This window comes from Enterococcus sp. OL5 (assembly GCF_006491895.1).
Lineage (GTDB): Bacteria > Bacillota > Bacilli > Lactobacillales > Enterococcaceae > Enterococcus_D > Enterococcus_D innesii.
Genome location: NZ_VHIL01000004.1, coordinates 188,008 through 204,640, shown reverse-complemented (window position 1 = coordinate 204,640; position 16,633 = coordinate 188,008). Strand labels below are relative to the sequence as shown.

Here is a 16,633-nt window from a genome sequence, read left to right as displayed (position 1 = left end):
ACGAATTGTTCTGGACAGAAAAAAACAGCTTGAACGTATCTGTTCAACCTGTTTCAGCTCTACTTTTTAGCTTTTGGAAAATGAAGTATGTGACTACACATAACTGAAACAAACTTACCAATACTAGGATAAAAACAACCATCATCGGAAGTGTTTCAGTTAATTCAACATATGCCAACAGTGTCCCAAATGCAGAAGAGGCGGAGCAAAAACACCAAAATCGAAACCCATAAAAACTCGTCACTACGGTATAAAGACTAATGATCCCCAATAAGAAAAGCTGAGTAAATCGGTCAAATACCGTATCGGTATAATAAATTTCACCTAACAAGACTTGGATCGTACCAAAACTAGTTGGTACTTTGTAAAGCGACAGCAGTGCGCCGATCAGGCTGAATGCACCAATCAGAAGATGACTGCCAGCTAAGCCGATTCGAATGTTTAGTTTCACGCATCTTTCACAACCTTCAATATTTGATCCTTTTTTGAAAACAACTGTTTCTACAGTCACTTTCTTTCCCCGCTAGAGCCGAAATCATCTTCAACTATTTTGCTTGCCAAAGCTCTTTTACTTGCCCGTCAGTATACACTTTATAGGCTTTATTTACCGCCAATGATTTACCAGTGTGACCAATCAAGTAGTAATTCCCATCACAGTCAAACTCACTCTCACTTAATAGTTTATAACTCGTTACAGGACCATCAGCCATTTTCTTTGCCAAGTAACGCAGAGCATGGGCTGGATTCACTAAGTAATTTTGATTCACTAGCCAATCAATAACCACGGAAACGATTGTATTTGCCCCAAATCGTTCCTTTTGCTTCAATGCCAGAATGAGATCTCCGTCAGAAAAACGTGTTTCATCGATCCCCGCATTTGTAATTGCTTGCCGAGCAGCTTCTATTTCTGTCATCGATACGAATGTAATCATTTCTGCTTTCGTTTTATGCCCTTCCAACTGTTCAAACTCAACCGTTTTATATCCTTCCATTTTTATATCCCCTTTCAAAGTTCTGAAATCATCATATCACCAAGAAATCAAAACTCCAAACAAAACGATTGTTGTTTTTTAATTTTTATTCATCAAATTATCATTTTAAAGAAAACTAAAAAAAGCTGTTAGAATGATGTCTAACAGCTTTTAAAAAATCATATAATTTTAAACAAATAACACAATTATTAGAAATATCAAATATTATTGAAAAATAAAGTGTTGTATGAACCTGTCCTTATTGCTAATTGAGCAATCACTAATCGTTGCAAGAAACTATCCTTTTCAGAAGGAGGATAACGACCGTTTTTCAGATTATCACAATTTATTTCTTCCAGCAAGAAATCTAGCTCAGAACTGACAATTTTCAATCGTTGGAGCGATTCTAGAAAAATACTTGAACGCACTTTTTTGTTTTTACGGATACGTTCAAAGATGACACTTACTTGATCTAAGTAATAGACTGGATCGACATCGCCGATCAAATCCATTAGTTCGTCATAAACCGCTAGATTTTGTAGCTGGCGATTTGCTTCAAAAAAAGCCGGTAGTGTCGGTGGCCATGGCGCTTCTGCGTAAGTGATCATCTGAAACGTCTCATGAGTCAACGAATACACGACTCCTTGCTCCACTCCTTGCAAACAACCATAAAAATATTTGTTTTCAGCACTTGTCACCGTAAAGCTTTTGATAAAATCAGCAATCTCTTGTGTTGACCAATCAAGGGCTTCTTGATAAAAACCGTCACTTTCTTGCAACTGCTTTTGATCTTCTTCAGTATAAACAGGAAAACCTAAAAAATAGCGTCGATTTTTACGGATGATCAAAGCTGATGCGATCAAGCGGTCAAGAGTTTTATCAAATGACACCTCCGGAAACTTCACTTTTAGCTCTCGTAATGTCGGCGGTTCTTGACAGCTTAGAAGCACATGAACCAAATCATGGAATTCAGAAGATGCCACTATCGGTTGTAATGAACGATAATGGGGACTATGAAAAAATTTCACTGTGTGGACTCCTTATTCAAAAAATCATGAAAAATGCTGGCTTGATCTACCAAAACAGATCTCACCAGCATTCTGACATTTATTCAAATTATCCTTCAAAAACTGCGGTTAATTGAGGAACGATTTGTTTTTTACGAGAAACAACTCCTGGTAAGAAGGCACGATTGTTGGTTAATGTCGTGTTAAACGCTGCTTCTACTGGGGCAATTGGTTCACCAACAACTAATAGCTCAGAATTACTGTCTAAGATATCAGTAGCAACCAGCAAGAACAGATCATAGCCATTTGCTGACATTGATTCTTTCATGGCAGCTTCCAACTCTGATTGACGGTCAAAGACTTCTTTTAGATCGACCGTATTGACTTGCCCGATACGGATGTTTTTCCCGCCCATTGGGAAGCTTTTTGCATCCAAGTCCAGCAATTCTGCTGCTGATTTTGTCCCAAGGTTTGTGCCGGCTTTCAACATGTCCAATCCGTATGCTTCCAGTTCAACACCTGCTAAAACCGCTAATTCTTTTGCTGCCGCTACATCTTCATCGGTACATGTTGGCGATTTGAATAACAATGTATCGGAGATGATCGCTGAAAGCATGATTCCTGCGATTGCTTTTGGTATTTCCACTTGATTTTCTTTGTATAACTTCAAGACGATCGTACTGGTACAACCAACAGGTTCTGCACGATAGTACAGTGGGTTAGCTGTCTCAAAGTTAGCGATACGGTGATGATCGACCACTGCTAATACAGTAACATCCGCAATATCTGCTGCACTTTGTTGAAATTCGTTATGATCCACTAGCATTACTTCTTGGGTTTCCTTTGCCACTGAATCGATCACACGAGGAGCAGCCAGACCAAAGGTATCTAGTGCAAATTGTGTTTCTTCATTTGGTGTACCAAGCGCTACTGCTTCACAGTCTTTCCCGAGTTGATTTTGTAAGTTCGCAAAAGCAATCGCTGCACCAATGGCATCGGTATCAGGATTTTGATGACCGAACACTAATATTTTCGACATTTCTTCATCGCTCCTATTTCAATTGATATTCACTTTCTAATCATAGTAAAAAAACAGGAAAGAAGCAATAGCAATCTCTTCTTTCCTGGTTTAATCAACGGGTCAAGTAGCCTTTATAGTCGTCTACATGAAGCAAACGTTTGGCATTTTTCACCCGATCTTCTGTTGGTGGTTCGATGCCTTCAAGGGGATATTTCAAGCCAAGCTCATCCCACTTGTATTTTCCCATCGTGTGATAAGGCAAGATCTCCACTTTATCGACATTATTCAGTGTTTTGATAAACTCATCCAAACGGATCAAAAATTCATCATAGTCGCTTCTAAATGGAACCAGCACGTGGCGAATCCAGACAGGTTGATTGATTTCTGAAAGATAATTCGCCATATCCAAAATGTTATCATTGGATTGAGTAGTTAACTCTTTATGGGCTTTATTATCGATATGTTTGATATCAAACAACAGTAAATCAGTCACAGTCATCAACTCTTGAAACTTACTGAAAAAAGGCTCTTCTCGTGTAAATGGTTTTCCGCAAGTATCCAATGTTGTGCTGACCCCTTCTGCTTTGGCTTTGCGAAACAGATCGATCAGAAAATCCATTTGAAGTAACGGTTCTCCACCACTGACAGTGATCCCACCTTTTTGTCCCCAGAATTCACGGTATTTCAACGCTTCTTCTAAGACGTCATCGGTCGTTCGTTCGACACCCGTGCCAATCTTCCAAGTATCTGGATTATGACAAAACTGGCAACGCATGCGGCATCCTTGCATGAATACAATAAAACGGATACCCGGTCCATCTACCGATCCAAAACTTTCTGTTGAATGTACTTGTCCTGTTACTGCCATAATGCTCTTCCTTTCTTCGAAACGACGGATGATCTTGTTCCGTCTGATACTTTCAAAACAAGAGGCGGCGGATTTTCCCGTCCGCCGCCTGAATTTGTTACTTATTACATTGCTTCGTGCATTGTACGAGCAATGACATCATCTTGTTGTTCTTTGGTCAATTTAATGAAGTTAACCGCATAACCAGAAACCCGAATCGTTAATTGTGGGTATTTTTCTGGATGAGCTTGCGCATCAAGTAATGTATCACGGTTAAATACGTTGATATTTAAGTGGTGACCACCTTTTGCAGCATAGCCATCTAACATTGTTGCTAGATTTTCTTGTTGTGTTTCATCGTCACGACCTAATGCTTTAGGTACGATTGAGAAGGTGTTTGAAATACCATCTAATGAGTAATCATATGGCAATTTCGCAACTGATGAAAGACTTGCCAACGCTCCATGAGTATCGCGACCATGCATTGGATTTGCTCCAGGAGCAAATGGTGCACCTGCACGACGTCCATCAGGCGTGTTCCCTGTTTTCTTACCATAAACCACGTTAGAAGTGATTGTAAGGATCGATGTTGTGTGTTTTGAATCACGGTAAGTTTTGGTGCGTTTCACTTTCTTCATGAAGGCTTTCAACAAGTTAACTGCGATATCATCTACGCGGTCATCATTGTTTCCGTATTTCGGATAATCGCCTTCGATTTCGTAATCTTCAACAATGCCGTTTTCATCACGGATCGTACGAACTTTGGCATATTTAATTGCTGATAATGAGTCAACTGCTACAGAGAAACCAGCGATACCAGTAGCCATCGTACGTAAAATGTCTGTATCTTGTAGCGCCATTTCAATGCGTTCATAAGAATATTTGTCGTGCATGTAATGAATGATGTTCAATGTGTTCACATACAGATCACAAATCCAGTCCATCATTGTGTCATATTTTTCCATTACTTCGTTGTAATCCAAGTATTCAGAAGTAATTGGTTGGAATTTTGGTCCAACTTGTGCTTTTGATTTTTCATCGACCCCACCGTTGATTGCATACAACAATGTTTTTGCTAAGTTGGCACGAGCACCAAAGAATTGCATTTGTTTCCCGATACGCATTGCTGATACACAACAAGCGATTCCGTAGTCGTCGCCCCAATGCCCACGCATCACATCATCGTTTTCATATTGAATCGCTGATGTTTGGATCGACATTTTCGCACAGAATGTTTTGAAGTTATGAGGCAAACGTGTTGACCATAAAACAGTCAAGTTTGGTTCTGGCGCTGGGCCTAAGTTTGCTAGAGTGTGTAAGAAACGGAAGCTGTTTTTTGTTACCATATGACGTCCGTCTTCCCCCATACCAGCGATTGATTCAGTTACCCAAGTTGGGTCCCCAGAGAACAAGGCATTGTAATCAGGTGTCCGAGCAAATTTCACAAGACGTAGTTTCATGACAAAATGGTCAACGATTTCTTGTGCTTCTACTTCAGTGATCACACCGTTTTTCAAATCACGCTCTACATAAATATCAAGGAAAGTTGACGTACGTCCCAATGACATTGCTGCACCGTTTTGTTCTTTGATGGCTGCTAAGTAACCAAGATATAACCATTGGAATGCTTCTTTTGCCGTTTGAGCAGGTTTAGAAATATCAAATCCGTAAATGTTTCCTAGTTCTTTCAATTCGCTTAACGCACGAATTTGTTCACTTAATTCTTCCCGTTGGCGGATAATGTCTTCAGACATGGTTCCGTTTCCGCAATATAGTAGGTCTTGTTGTTTTTCTTTGATCAAGAAGTCCACTCCGTATAATGCAACACGACGGTAGTCACCAATGATCCGGCCACGGCCGTATGCATCAGGAAGACCTGTGATTACACCAGAACGACGAGCTGCTCTGATTTCAGGTGTATAGGCATCAAATACTCCTTGGTTATGTGTTTTACGGTAGTCGCGGAAAATGTGAGAAACTTCCGCATCAATTTCATAGCCGTAAGATTCTGCTGCTTGTTCTGACATGCGGATGCCGCCAAATGGTTGCAAGCTGCGTTTAAATGGTTTTTCCGTTTGGAAACCAACAACTGTTTCTAAGTCTTTGTCTAAGTAGCCAGGTCCATGAGAAGTAATCGTTGAAACGACTTTTGTATCCATATCCAATACGCCGCCAGCTTCACGCTCTTGCTTGTTCAGTTCCATGACTTGATCCCATAGCTTTGTCGTTGCTTCAGTAGCATCTGCTAGGAATTCATCTGTTCCGTCATAAGGTGTGTAGTTTTCTTGGATGAAGTCGCGTACGTTTACTTCTTCTTTCCAAGTTTTTCCTTTAAATCCATTCCATTGTTCCATCTGATGGACCTCCTTAAATTTTCTGTTCACTAATGTAACAGCTTTACGTGAACAGTATAACACACGCCTGAATGATTGCAAGCATTTTCAAGAATTATTTTGAACAATTTAATTATTTTTAAGATGTTTATTATTAAAAACGTTGATTTATAGGTATATCTTAAATGTGAATCTTTTATTAAAGTACGTTTTTAGAAAATGTGAAAGATTAATTAAGAGGTAAAAAACAGCCATCCTGTACTGGTACAGAATGGCTGTTTTGTTATAATTTATAGTACAGGATCCTCCGCGATTGCAGGACTGATTTGTGTTTTCACTTCGTAGATTTGTCCCCCTGTTTTCTCATCCATAATAAATGAGCCATTGGAGGTCCGATCATTGATCGGGATTTGATTCGTGATGACTTCAAAGGCTTGTCCTTTTTGGTTGGTCACTAGCAGTTGCTGATTTTCCCCACTGCCCATATAGACGACGCGATGAGGATTTTTCTTCAATTCACGCAAGACCATCAAACCACGCTTCGCCCGTCCTAATTGGGTAATCTCTTGAGCCAGCATGCGTTTTGCTGCGCCACGTTGAGTAATCAGAACGATTGGTGTATCCCCTTCTGAATAAACTAACAACCCATTGATAAGATAATCACCCGCTTTAAGGTTCATCGCTTTGACTCCAGCTGCTTTTGGTCCCACAACCGGCACTTCATTAAGCGAATACCGTAAGCCAAAGGCAAGATGACTGACTAAAAAGACATCCATTTCTTCCGTTTGATCCGTCAAAAAGACATTGACCAATTCATCGGTTTCATCTTTTAGCTTCATGATCGTCATTGGCCGTGTCTTATAGGTACGCCAAGGTTCAAATTCCGTCATCCGCGTTTGTTTGATCATGCCGTTTTTACTGATCAGCACAAAGTTTTTCAAAGGATCGATCTCTTTGTAAGCAAAGACTCCAATGATCATTTCATCTTGGGCCAGTGTCATGACCGTTTGCGAAATATGTTCGCCTAGATCTTTCCATTTTAAATCAGGCAATTCATGAACCGGACGATAGATCGTGTTTCCTTTATTGGTTACCAACAACAGATGATCTAACGTGTTCATTTGACTGCTATAAAGTAAAGAGTCGCCTTCTTTCATGCCGATCTCTTCTGGTTTTGAAGCGCCGTAAGAACGCAAACTGCTGCGTTTGACATAGCCGTCTCTTGTGACTGTTACGACGACTTCTTCTTGTGCAACCAAGACTTGTGTTTCAATCTTGATTTCTTGAATTTCTGCTTCGATCTCAGTCAACCGCGGGGTCGTATATTTTTTCTTGATTTCCCGCAATTCCTTTTTGATCACTTTCAGTAATTCGCTTTCCTCATTTAAGATTGTTGTCAATTCAGCGATCGTTTCAGCAAGTTCTTTCGCCTCTGCTTGCAATTGCGTGATATCCGTATTGGTTAACCGGTACAACTGCAAGTTCACAATGGCTTCTGCTTGCTCTTCCGTAAAGCCGTGTTGAACCACCAGATTGTTTTTGGCATCTTTTTTGTCTTTACTGCCGCGAATGGTGGCGATCACTTCATCAAGGATCGATAGAGCTTTGATCAGACCATCAACGATATGCTGTCTCTTTTGAGCTTTTTGCAGTTCAAAACGACTGCGTTTTTCAATCACTTCACGGCGATGCTTGATGTAGCTTTCTAAAATCCGTTTCAATCCGACTTGTTGGGGGCGCATATTGTCAATGGCTACCATGTTGAAGTTGTAGTTGATCTGCAATTCGGTATTTTTAAATAGATAATTTAAAATTCCTTGTGCATTTGCTTCTTTTTTCAGCTCGACAACGATCTGCAAACCAGTACGGTCGGTTTCATCCCGTACTTCAGCAATCCCGTCATCCGTTTATTCAAACGGATCTCATCCATTTTTTTGACTAAATTGGCTTTATTGACCTCATAGGGAATCTCATTAATAACGATTTGCTGTTTGCCGCCTTTAATGTCTTCAATCTTGGTTTTCGAACGCAGGATCACTTTGCCTTTACCTGTTTCATAGGCTTTCTTGATTTCTTCTTTCCCTTGTAATATTCCTCCTGTTGGAAAATCAGGGCCAGGAATATATTTCATCAGCTGATCCAAAGAAGCTTGCGGATGGTCGATCAAATAGACCGTTCCATCAATGATCTCTCCTAAATTGTGGGTGGGAATTTCCGTTGCATACCCAGCTGAGATCCCTGTTGAGCCATTGACTAACAGATTCGGGTATTTTGCTGGTAGAACAGTTGGTTCTTTTTCGGTATCATCGAAGTTCCACACCAATTCGACCGTGTTTTTTTCGATATCTTTTAACAGCTCACCGCTTAATTCTGAAAGCCGTGCTTCCGTATAACGCATGGCTGCTGGTGGATCTCCATCCATACTCCCGTTGTTCCCGTGCATTTCAATCAAAATCTGACGTAGTTTCCAGTCTTGGCTCATGCGGACCATTGCTTCATAGATACTTGAGTCGCCATGGGGGTGAAAGTTCCCCATGATATTCCCGACTGATTTCGCTGATTTGCGGAAGCCTTTGTCATACGTATTGCCGTCTTGGTTCATGGCAAACAAGATGCGCCGCTGAACCGGTTTTAACCCATCACGAATATCCGGCAATGCCCGTTCTTGAATGATGTATTTGGAATATCGACCGAAGCGATCTCCCATCACTTCTTCCAATGTCAATTCTTGTATATTGCTTCTGTGTTCCAAGAGACCACCTCCTATTCCTTAACTAACTGTTTGCTTTCTGCTTGTTCGGTATCCATTAACTTTTCATCAACTAATTCCGGTACTGTATCTTCTTTTTTATCCAAAATACTGCCATCTTCTTCTAAACTGAATTGAACATGGCTTTCGATCCACTTCCGACGTGGTTCTACTTTATCTCCCATCAATGTGGTGACACGGCGTTCTGCTTGAGCCGCATCATCGATCCTTACTCGAATCAGCGTCCGCGTTTCTGGGTCCATCGTCGTTTCCCACAATTGATCGGCATTCATTTCCCCCAACCCTTTGTAGCGCTGAAGCATATAGCCTTTGCCAATTTTTTGGGTCAGCTTGCTTAGTTCATCGTCCGTCCAAGCGTATTCGACCACTGCTTTTTTTCCTAACCCTTTGGACACTTTATACAAAGGTGGCAAAGCAATGTAAACTTTTCCTGCTTCGATCAACGGTTTCATGTAACGGTAGAAAAACGTCAATAGCAATACTTGGATGTGTGCCCCATCGGTGTCCGCATCGGTCATGATAATCACTTTATCATAGTTGCAGTCTTCAATCGAAAACTCTGGGCCAACACCGGCACCGATAGTATAGATCATGGTATTGATCTCTTCATTTTTCAAAATATCCTGCATTTTGGCTTTTTCCGTATTGATAACTTTGCCTCGTAACGGTAAAATCGCTTGGAACTTGCGGTCACGGCCTTGCTTCGCTGAACCACCCGCAGAATCCCCCTCCACCAGATACAATTCATTTTTCTTAGGATTACGAGATTGTGCAGGCGTTAATTTTCCAGAAAGCAGTGACTCCCCTTTTTTGCGTTTCTTTCCAGTGCGGCTTTCTTCTCTCGCTTTTCTGGCAGCTTCACGGGCCTCTCTTGCTTTGATTGCTTTACGAACTAGCATTTGACTCATTTCACTGTTTTCTTGCAGGTAATAGCCTAGCTGCTCGCCAATCACATTGTCTACAGCATTTCTTGCTAAGGGTGTTCCTAATTTTCCTTTGGTCTGTCCTTCAAATTGCAAAAGATTTTCCGGAACACGGATCGACAGCACGGCCGCTAAGCCTTCCCGAAAATCACTGCCTTCAAGGTTCTTATCTTTTTCCTTCAACAAATTCACCTTGCGGGCATACTCATTGAAAGCTTTCGTCATTGATGTCTTCATCCCCACTTCATGGGTACCACCATCTTTGGTACGTACATTATTGACAAAAGACAAGACATTTTCCGAATAGCCATCATTGTATTGAAAGGCAAGTTCTACCTCAATGGCTTCTTTCGTGCCAGAAAAATAAACCACCTGGGTCAAGGTATCTTTTTCTTCATTTAAATAATCAACAAATTCTTTGATGCCTTCCTCATATAAAAAGACTTCATGAATCGGTTCTTCCCCTCGTTCATCCGTCAGGGAGATTTTGACCCCTTTTAGCAAGAAGGCTGATTCTCTCAAACGTTCTGCGAGAATCTCATAGGAGAATTTGGTTGCAGAAAAGATTGTATCGTCAGGTTTGAACGTAACGGTTGTTCCCGTTGGTTTACGGGTTTTGCCGATTTTTTTCAAGGTATCGGCTGGTTTCCCGCCGTCTTTGAAGCTCTGTTTGTATTCGATACCGTCACGAACGATGACCACTTCTAGCCAGCTGGATAAGGCATTTACAACACTGGCACCAACCCCATGAAGGCCGCCAGAGGTTTTGTAGCCGCCTTGGCCAAACTTCCCGCCGGCATGTAATACTGTGAAGATGACTTCAACAGTCGGGATTCCAGATGCATGTGTCCCGACCGGCATTCCTCGGCCATTGTCTCGAACACTGATACTATTGTCTTTATGGATCGTAACATCGATTTCATTGCCGTATCCTGAGAGTGCCTCATCAACCGCATTATCGACGATTTCATACACTAAGTGGTGCAAGCCGCGGCTATCGGTCGAGCCGATATACATTCCTGGCCGTTTTCTTACTGCTTCCAGGCCCTCTAAGACCTGAATGGAAGCATCATTATATTCTGTGGTTTTCTTTGCCAAACCCACCGCTCCTTTAATCTTGATCAGTCCTTTTTTGCTGCTGAAAGAACTGCAAAAAAAATCTTAACACAAAATACGCTTTTTTCAAGCGAACATTTTTCTAAACTATCTTATCCTTTTTCCTTTGTTTGCACAAGCTAGAGTCACAAAATGGCTCGTTTGTGTTTCACAGCTCTGAGAAAAGCTGTTTTTCTTCTTTCCCTAACCAGCGAAAGATTTTCTTATTGTTGGAAAGGCGTTTTCATGCTAAAATTGCCCTAGCCTTGCAAAGAAAGTTGGTTATTATGAATACGATTCTTTTATTTATTGTTGCTTACCTTTTAGGTTCGATCCCCTCGGGTGTTTGGATTGGCCAACTGTTTTTCAAAAAAGATATTCGCCAATTCGGCAGCGGCAATACGGGAACGACCAATACATTTCGCGTTTTAGGAAAAAAAGCCGGGATCGTTGTTTTATTGATGGATATCTTAAAAGGAACTTTGGCGACCAGCTTGCCAGTCATCTTTGGTCTCCATACCGTCAATCCGCTCTGGTTTGGGGTCTGTGCAATCTTAGGCCACACCTTCCCAATCTTTGCCAAATTTAAAGGCGGCAAAGCAGTGGCGACAAGTGCTGGGATGCTCTTAGGATACAATCCGCTCTTTTTCATTTATTCTTCATTGATTTTTGTTATCTGTCTTTATGTGACCAGTATGGTGAGTCTGACCAGTATGATCGCGGCGTGTTTGATCACTTTATCGACGATTGTTTTGCCTTTTATCGCCCCTGCGATCTTGCCTGAGCAAAATTGGCTGCTGACCTTTATCGCCATCGGCGTAACGATTTTTATCTTTATTCGCCATCGTGAAAACATCACCCGCATCAAAGACGGAACCGAAAGTCGAGTACCCTTTGGACTGAATAAGCGTCAAACGAACAAATAAGCAGAAGCTGAGAAAAGTCATTGCGCTTTTCCCAGCTTCTTTTTGCATACATTATTTAACTGTGATTGAGTACTTTGTTTCAAATACTTCTTCAGGTGGAAGTGCTTGAATCCCCAGTTTTTCTGAAAGCTCACCGGAAGCTTCCAGTGTGTCTGCGATACCGCACCATGGTTCTATACATAGAAACGGCGATTTCACTGGATACGTGGACCAAAAACCGACATACGGCATATTATTGTAGCTTAACGTGACACTATGAGGCGATTTCTCACTGCGAATCGAGTAGGAATGTAATCCTTTCGTTTCATAAACTAGCGCATCATTTGCAAACATGTCATGGGTCAAGCGTAAATCCGTATTCGTTTGACCGAGTGTGCGTTGCTCATAATCAATATAGTTGCCTTTTAACGGCAATTTCACCCGTGATTTCTTTGGAGAAAAAGAAAGATAATAGTCTTCAAAAGTCAGCCCTTTTTCAAGTGGGACGTTGAATGCAGGGTGTCCACCAATGGAGAAATAGAGTTCTTTTTGACCGCTATTCTTCACTTGGTATTTGACGACTAAACCATCACCGCCTAATTCATAACTGACATACAGCTGAAAATCAAACGGATACTTTGCTTTGGTTTCAGTCGAACTTTCTAGTAAAAACAAAGCGTAATCTGTGCGTTTTTCAACGACAGTAAACAACATGTCTCTGGCAAATCCATGACGAGGCAAATGATAACTCTTGCCCTCATGCTGATAGGTGTCCTCTTTTAAGGCACCAACGATCGGAAATAAGATCGGTGCATGCTTTCCCCAGTGGTTTGGATCAGCTTGCCAAATATATTCAAGGTCATTGCTCGTATCGACTAAACTTTGCAGCTCAGCCCCTTTTTCTGCAATTTTTGCTTGCAGATGACCGGCCGTGATGGTAACTGTCATGGTCTCATCTCCTAATATTGATGTTTCGTCAATTCCTCTTTAAAGCGACTGTTAAGCACTTTTAAATAGGTGCCTTTCATCCCCAAAGAGCGGGATTCAATAATACCGGCAGACTCTAATTTACGTAAAGCATTTACGATCACCGACCGTGTAATACCAATGCGATCAGCGATACTTGATGCGGTCAGACGACCTTCGTCGCCTTCTAATGCCTCAAAGATCGCTTGAACAGCTTTCAACTCACTATAAGAAAGGGTGTTGATTGCCATTTGAACCGCCGTTGTACTGCGAACGTCTTCTTCGATACTGCGGGATTTTTGGTACAAGAATTGCATACCCACAACTGTTGCACTGTATTCCGCTAATACCAAATCGTCATCATCAAAAGATTTATCGATTCTAGAAAGAATGATTGTTCCTAAACGTTCCCCTGCACCGTAAATCGGTACGATAGTTGTTAGTCCGTTGGGATACAACTCACGGCCTTCCACAGGAAAAGCGGTCATATCATCACTGATTGGCACATTAGCTTCTGTGGAGGTCAGGTGATCGACTAAATTTGTATAATTTTTAGGAAACTGTTTTTCAACAAACATTTTTTTTATACGTTCGTTATTAACATCGTGGTTCTCAACAAAACCTAACACACTACCGTCGATGCTAATAATATACGCATTGCTGTCTAGGATGTTTCCTAAAATGACAGCCATTTTGTCGTAAGGCAAATCAGAAGCTAAATTAAAGGTGTTTTTTTGCTGCAATAATTCATTGATTTGTCTTGTCTTTTCTAATAATGTTTTCATTGGTCCGCTCCCTTTATAAAATATACCGGCTTAAGTCTTCATCTTTTGCGATGGACGCAAGTTTTTCTTCCACATACGCTTCTGTGATCGTAATTTCACCCATTTGCATCTCAGATGCTTCAAACAATAAATCTTCAAGTAGTTTTTCTAGAATTGTATGCAAACGACGAGCACCAATATTGTCGGTATCGCGATTGACTTGATACGCGATTTCGGCAATTTTTTCGATAGCTTCCATCGTAAAGACCACTTTGACATTCTCGGTTCCTAACAAGGCGATGTATTGTTTGACTAAAGCATTGTTTGGCTCCGTTAAAATTTTAACAAAGTCTTCTTTTGTCAAGTCATCTAGTTCCACGCGAATCGGGAAACGTCCTTGCAACTCAGGGATCAGATCGCTTGGTTTTGATAGATGGAACGCGCCTGAAGCGATAAAGAGAATATGATCTGTTTGTAACGTGCCATATTTCGTATTGACTTGCGATCCTTCAACGATCGGTAAGATATCTCTTTGCACCCCTTCACGAGAAACTTCTCCTGACTGCTGTGATTTCGAAGATACCTTGTCGATTTCATCAAGAAAAATGATGCCGCTAGATTCTGCTAAACGTAACGCTTCACTATGAATATCCGCGTCGTTGACCAGTTTGGAGGATTCTTCTTGAATCAACAATTCTCGTGCTTCTTTCACAGTTACCGTGCGCTCGATTTTCTTTTGCGGTTTCAATGCCCCTAAGGTTTCATTCAAATCGATCCCCATTTGTTCTAAGCCATTGTTCATCATTGGTGCTTGATTTTTCGGCTCATCGACTTGGATCGTCACTTCTCGGTTGTCTAAAAGCCCCTTTTCTAATTGCTCGAAAATGGCTTGACGGTTGCTACGAATCTCATCCGTCAATTCTTCTTTTGGCTCTTCTGGTTGTTGTGCGGCGTTGAACATATTTATCATTTGTTCATAAGGATTGGTATTCTTTTTCTGTTCCTTTTTAATACCAGGAACTAAGACTTTTACTAAACGACGGTTGGCTTTTTTCTCTGCTTGGATCCGCACGTTTTTATATTGTTCTTTTTTCACGATTTGGATCGCATTCTCAACGAGGTCACGTACCATCGATTCTACGTCTCGACCGACATAGCCGACTTCCGTGAATTTCGTCGCTTCTAACTTAACGAAAGGTGCATCAACGATCTTTGCTAAGCGTCGCGCAATTTCCGTTTTCCCAACGCCCGTTGGTCCGATCATCAAAATATTTTTTGGTGTGACATCTTGTTGCATCTTTTCATCTAATTGTAGCCGGCGGTAGCGATTTCTCAAAGCAACAGCCACTGATTTTTTGGCGTTGGTTTGTCCAACGATGTATTCATCTAATTCTTTCACGATTTCTCGTGGTGATTTGTTTTGGTTTGTCATATCGTCATCCCTCTTTAAAACTCTTCTACAATGATATTGTGATTCGTAAAGACACAAATGTCTGCTGCGATATTCAAGGCACCTTCAGCGATTTCTTTGGCAGATAGTTCGCCGCCATAACGTTTCATCGCACGGGCTGCCGCCAAGGCATAGTTTCCGCCTGAACCAATGGCTAAGATCCCTTCATCTGGCGAAATGACCTCGCCTGTCCCAGAGACTAAGAGCATCTCCTTATCATTCATGACGATCAGCATCGCCTCTAGTTTTTGCATTGACTGCTGCGTCCGCCATTCTTGCGCCAATTCTACTGCAGCTCGTTGCAAATTTCCGTTGTATTCATTTAGTTTTCCTTCAAATTTTTCTTCCAAGGTAAAGGCATCTGCTACACTGCCGGCAAAGCCAACGATCACCTCACCGTTGTAAATTCGACGAACTTTCCGAGCGGTTCCTTTCATAACGACCTGTTCTCCCATCGTTACTTGTCCGTCACCGGCCATGGCAAACTTGCCGTCTTTTTCAACCGCACAGATGGTGGTTGAATGAAATTCTGACTTCATTTACGTTCCTCCTGTACCAATTTTACGCGCGTGGATGAAATTGGCGATAATTTTTTTGTAAACTGTCTTTGGTGACATGCGCATAGATCTGTGTCGTCGATAGATTGGCATGCCCCAACAATTCTTGAACGGTCCGCATATCGGCACCGTTGTTTAATAAATGGGTCGCAAACGTATGCCGAAGCATATGAGGATGGATTTTACTGTCTAAACTGCTTTTTCGAATGATTTGATTCAACACATACTCGATCCCTGTTGCAGTGATCCCATCACCAAGATGATTCACGAAAAGAATATCGTGTTCTTTGTTCTGCTTTTCCATCAGTTGTTTGCGTCCTGAGGAAAGGTAGCGCTTGACTGCCGCTTGTGCGTAACTGCCGAAAGGAACATAACGATCTTTGTTGCCTTTTCCGTGGATCAACAATACGCCGCTTTCCCAATCGATCGCCCCCAGCGTCAGACTACTACATTCGCTGACCCGCAGACCTGAACCGTAAAGGACTTCTAACAATGCTTGATTGCGCTGTTGTAATGGCTCATCACCGGCAACACTTTGAAAGAGTGCATCCATTTCTTTTTCATAAAAAAAAACGCGGCAATTTGGCGTTTTTCTTTTTTAAATGAATGTAGGCGAAAGGATTCTCTTTGACGATCTCATGCTTGGTTAGAAATTGGTAAAATGATCGCAAGCTAGCCATTTTGCGACTAATGGAATTACGACTGTACTCTCGTTCTGTCAAATAGCTTAGATAGACGCGAACATCACGGTACTCCACTGCTAATGGGTCTTCATTGCCAGACTCTTTTAAGAAGTAAAAAAAATCGCTCATATCTTCTTGATACGCTTTTTTTGTCTTTTCCGAATACCCTCTTTCAACAATAAGATAACGAAAAAACTCTTCTTGTAACTGATCTGTTCGCAAAGTAACCCCCCTTTTCATGATTCGAAATAACTTTAGCATAGACCACAAAAAAAAACAAATGAATTGTCAGAATTTAATCAATATTTCAAAGTTTAGACATAATTGTGAAAACTTTCTAA

Annotated in this window: 12 protein-coding genes and 2 pseudogenes; 1 reads left to right on the top strand and 13 read right to left on the bottom strand. The window is 41.4% G+C overall.

What is annotated here, in order from left to right:
- Positions 1-43 precede the first annotated feature (43 nt).
- The 8 genes and pseudogenes from FJU10_RS06820 to parE form a co-directional block, all read right to left on the bottom strand.
- Complete coding sequence (locus FJU10_RS06820; RefSeq protein WP_140965462.1) at positions 44-451, bottom strand: hypothetical protein; 408 nt, start codon at positions 449-451, stop codon at positions 44-46.
- A gap of 94 nt (positions 452-545) precedes the next feature.
- The gene (locus tag FJU10_RS06815) at positions 546-992 is read right to left on the bottom strand and encodes a hypothetical protein (RefSeq protein WP_081119138.1); all 447 of its coding nucleotides are present in this window, start codon (positions 990-992) and stop codon (positions 546-548) included.
- Between the two features lie 197 nt (positions 993-1,189).
- A complete protein-coding gene (locus FJU10_RS06810; protein ID WP_140965460.1) occupies positions 1,190-1,999 on the bottom strand; it encodes a DUF1803 domain-containing protein in 810 nt (269 codons plus the stop codon).
- 88 nt (positions 2,000-2,087) lie between these two features.
- Positions 2,088-3,017, bottom strand: coding sequence for a manganese-dependent inorganic pyrophosphatase (locus FJU10_RS06805; RefSeq protein WP_081119140.1), 930 nt, complete (start codon positions 3,015-3,017; stop codon positions 2,088-2,090).
- Between the two features lie 94 nt (positions 3,018-3,111).
- Positions 3,112-3,867: a pyruvate formate-lyase-activating protein gene (pflA, locus tag FJU10_RS06800; protein WP_140965459.1), complete on the bottom strand. Its 756-nt coding sequence runs from the start codon at positions 3,865-3,867 to the stop codon at positions 3,112-3,114.
- 104 nt (positions 3,868-3,971) lie between these two features.
- A complete protein-coding gene (gene pflB / locus FJU10_RS06795) occupies positions 3,972-6,200 on the bottom strand; it encodes a formate C-acetyltransferase (protein ID WP_077452540.1) in 2,229 nt (742 codons plus the stop codon).
- A 269-nt stretch (positions 6,201-6,469) separates the two neighbouring features.
- Positions 6,470-8,931 (bottom strand): annotated as a pseudogene (gene parC, locus FJU10_RS06790) (DNA topoisomerase IV subunit A).
- Between the two features lie 11 nt (positions 8,932-8,942).
- Positions 8,943-10,970, bottom strand: coding sequence for a DNA topoisomerase IV subunit B (gene parE / locus FJU10_RS06785; protein ID WP_140965457.1), 2,028 nt, complete (start codon positions 10,968-10,970; stop codon positions 8,943-8,945).
- 284 nt (positions 10,971-11,254) lie between these two features.
- Here parE and plsY point away from each other — a divergent pair, with 284 nt between their 5' ends.
- On the top strand, positions 11,255-11,893 hold the full coding sequence (gene plsY, locus FJU10_RS06780) for a glycerol-3-phosphate 1-O-acyltransferase PlsY (protein ID WP_074535152.1): 639 nt from the start codon (positions 11,255-11,257) through the stop codon (positions 11,891-11,893).
- Positions 11,894-11,944: 51 nt separating this feature from the next.
- Here plsY and FJU10_RS06775 read toward each other — a convergent pair whose 3' ends face one another.
- The 5 genes and pseudogenes from FJU10_RS06775 to xerC form a co-directional block, all read right to left on the bottom strand.
- A complete protein-coding gene (locus tag FJU10_RS06775; protein WP_077452544.1) occupies positions 11,945-12,820 on the bottom strand; it encodes an aldose 1-epimerase family protein in 876 nt (291 codons plus the stop codon).
- A gap of 11 nt (positions 12,821-12,831) precedes the next feature.
- Complete coding sequence (gene codY / locus FJU10_RS06770) at positions 12,832-13,623, bottom strand: GTP-sensing pleiotropic transcriptional regulator CodY (RefSeq protein ID WP_086292738.1); 792 nt, start codon at positions 13,621-13,623, stop codon at positions 12,832-12,834.
- Positions 13,624-13,636: 13 nt separating this feature from the next.
- The gene (gene hslU / locus FJU10_RS06765) at positions 13,637-15,034 is read right to left on the bottom strand and encodes an ATP-dependent protease ATPase subunit HslU (RefSeq protein ID WP_140965456.1); all 1,398 of its coding nucleotides are present in this window, start codon (positions 15,032-15,034) and stop codon (positions 13,637-13,639) included.
- A gap of 14 nt (positions 15,035-15,048) precedes the next feature.
- Positions 15,049-15,591 carry an ATP-dependent protease subunit HslV gene (hslV, locus tag FJU10_RS06760; RefSeq protein ID WP_005229630.1) on the bottom strand — a complete coding sequence of 181 codons (543 nt, stop codon included), beginning with the start codon at positions 15,589-15,591 and terminating at the stop codon, positions 15,049-15,051.
- Between the two features lie 22 nt (positions 15,592-15,613).
- Positions 15,614-16,553, bottom strand: a pseudogene (xerC, locus tag FJU10_RS06755) (tyrosine recombinase XerC).
- Positions 16,554-16,633 lie beyond the last annotated feature (80 nt).

Excerpts from the sequence above, each read along its gene's own strand:
- FJU10_RS06815 (WP_081119138.1), bottom strand. The coding sequence starts at position 992 with ATGGAAGGATATAAAACGGTTGAGTTTGAACAGTTGGAAGGGCATAAA.
- FJU10_RS06805 (WP_081119140.1), bottom strand. The coding sequence starts at position 3,017 with ATGTCGAAAATATTAGTGTTCGGTCATCAAAATCCTGATACCGATGCC.
- pflA (WP_140965459.1), bottom strand. The coding sequence starts at position 3,867 with ATGGCAGTAACAGGACAAGTACATTCAACAGAAAGTTTTGGATCGGTA.
- pflB (WP_077452540.1), bottom strand. The coding sequence starts at position 6,200 with ATGGAACAATGGAATGGATTTAAAGGAAAAACTTGGAAAGAAGAAGTA.
- plsY (WP_074535152.1), top strand. The coding sequence starts at position 11,255 with ATGAATACGATTCTTTTATTTATTGTTGCTTACCTTTTAGGTTCGATC.
- FJU10_RS06775 (WP_077452544.1), bottom strand. The coding sequence starts at position 12,820 with ATGACAGTTACCATCACGGCCGGTCATCTGCAAGCAAAAATTGCAGAA.
- codY (WP_086292738.1), bottom strand. The coding sequence starts at position 13,623 with ATGAAAACATTATTAGAAAAGACAAGACAAATCAATGAATTATTGCAG.
- hslU (WP_140965456.1), bottom strand. The coding sequence starts at position 15,034 with ATGACAAACCAAAACAAATCACCACGAGAAATCGTGAAAGAATTAGAT.
- hslV (WP_005229630.1), bottom strand. The coding sequence starts at position 15,591 with ATGAAGTCAGAATTTCATTCAACCACCATCTGTGCGGTTGAAAAAGAC.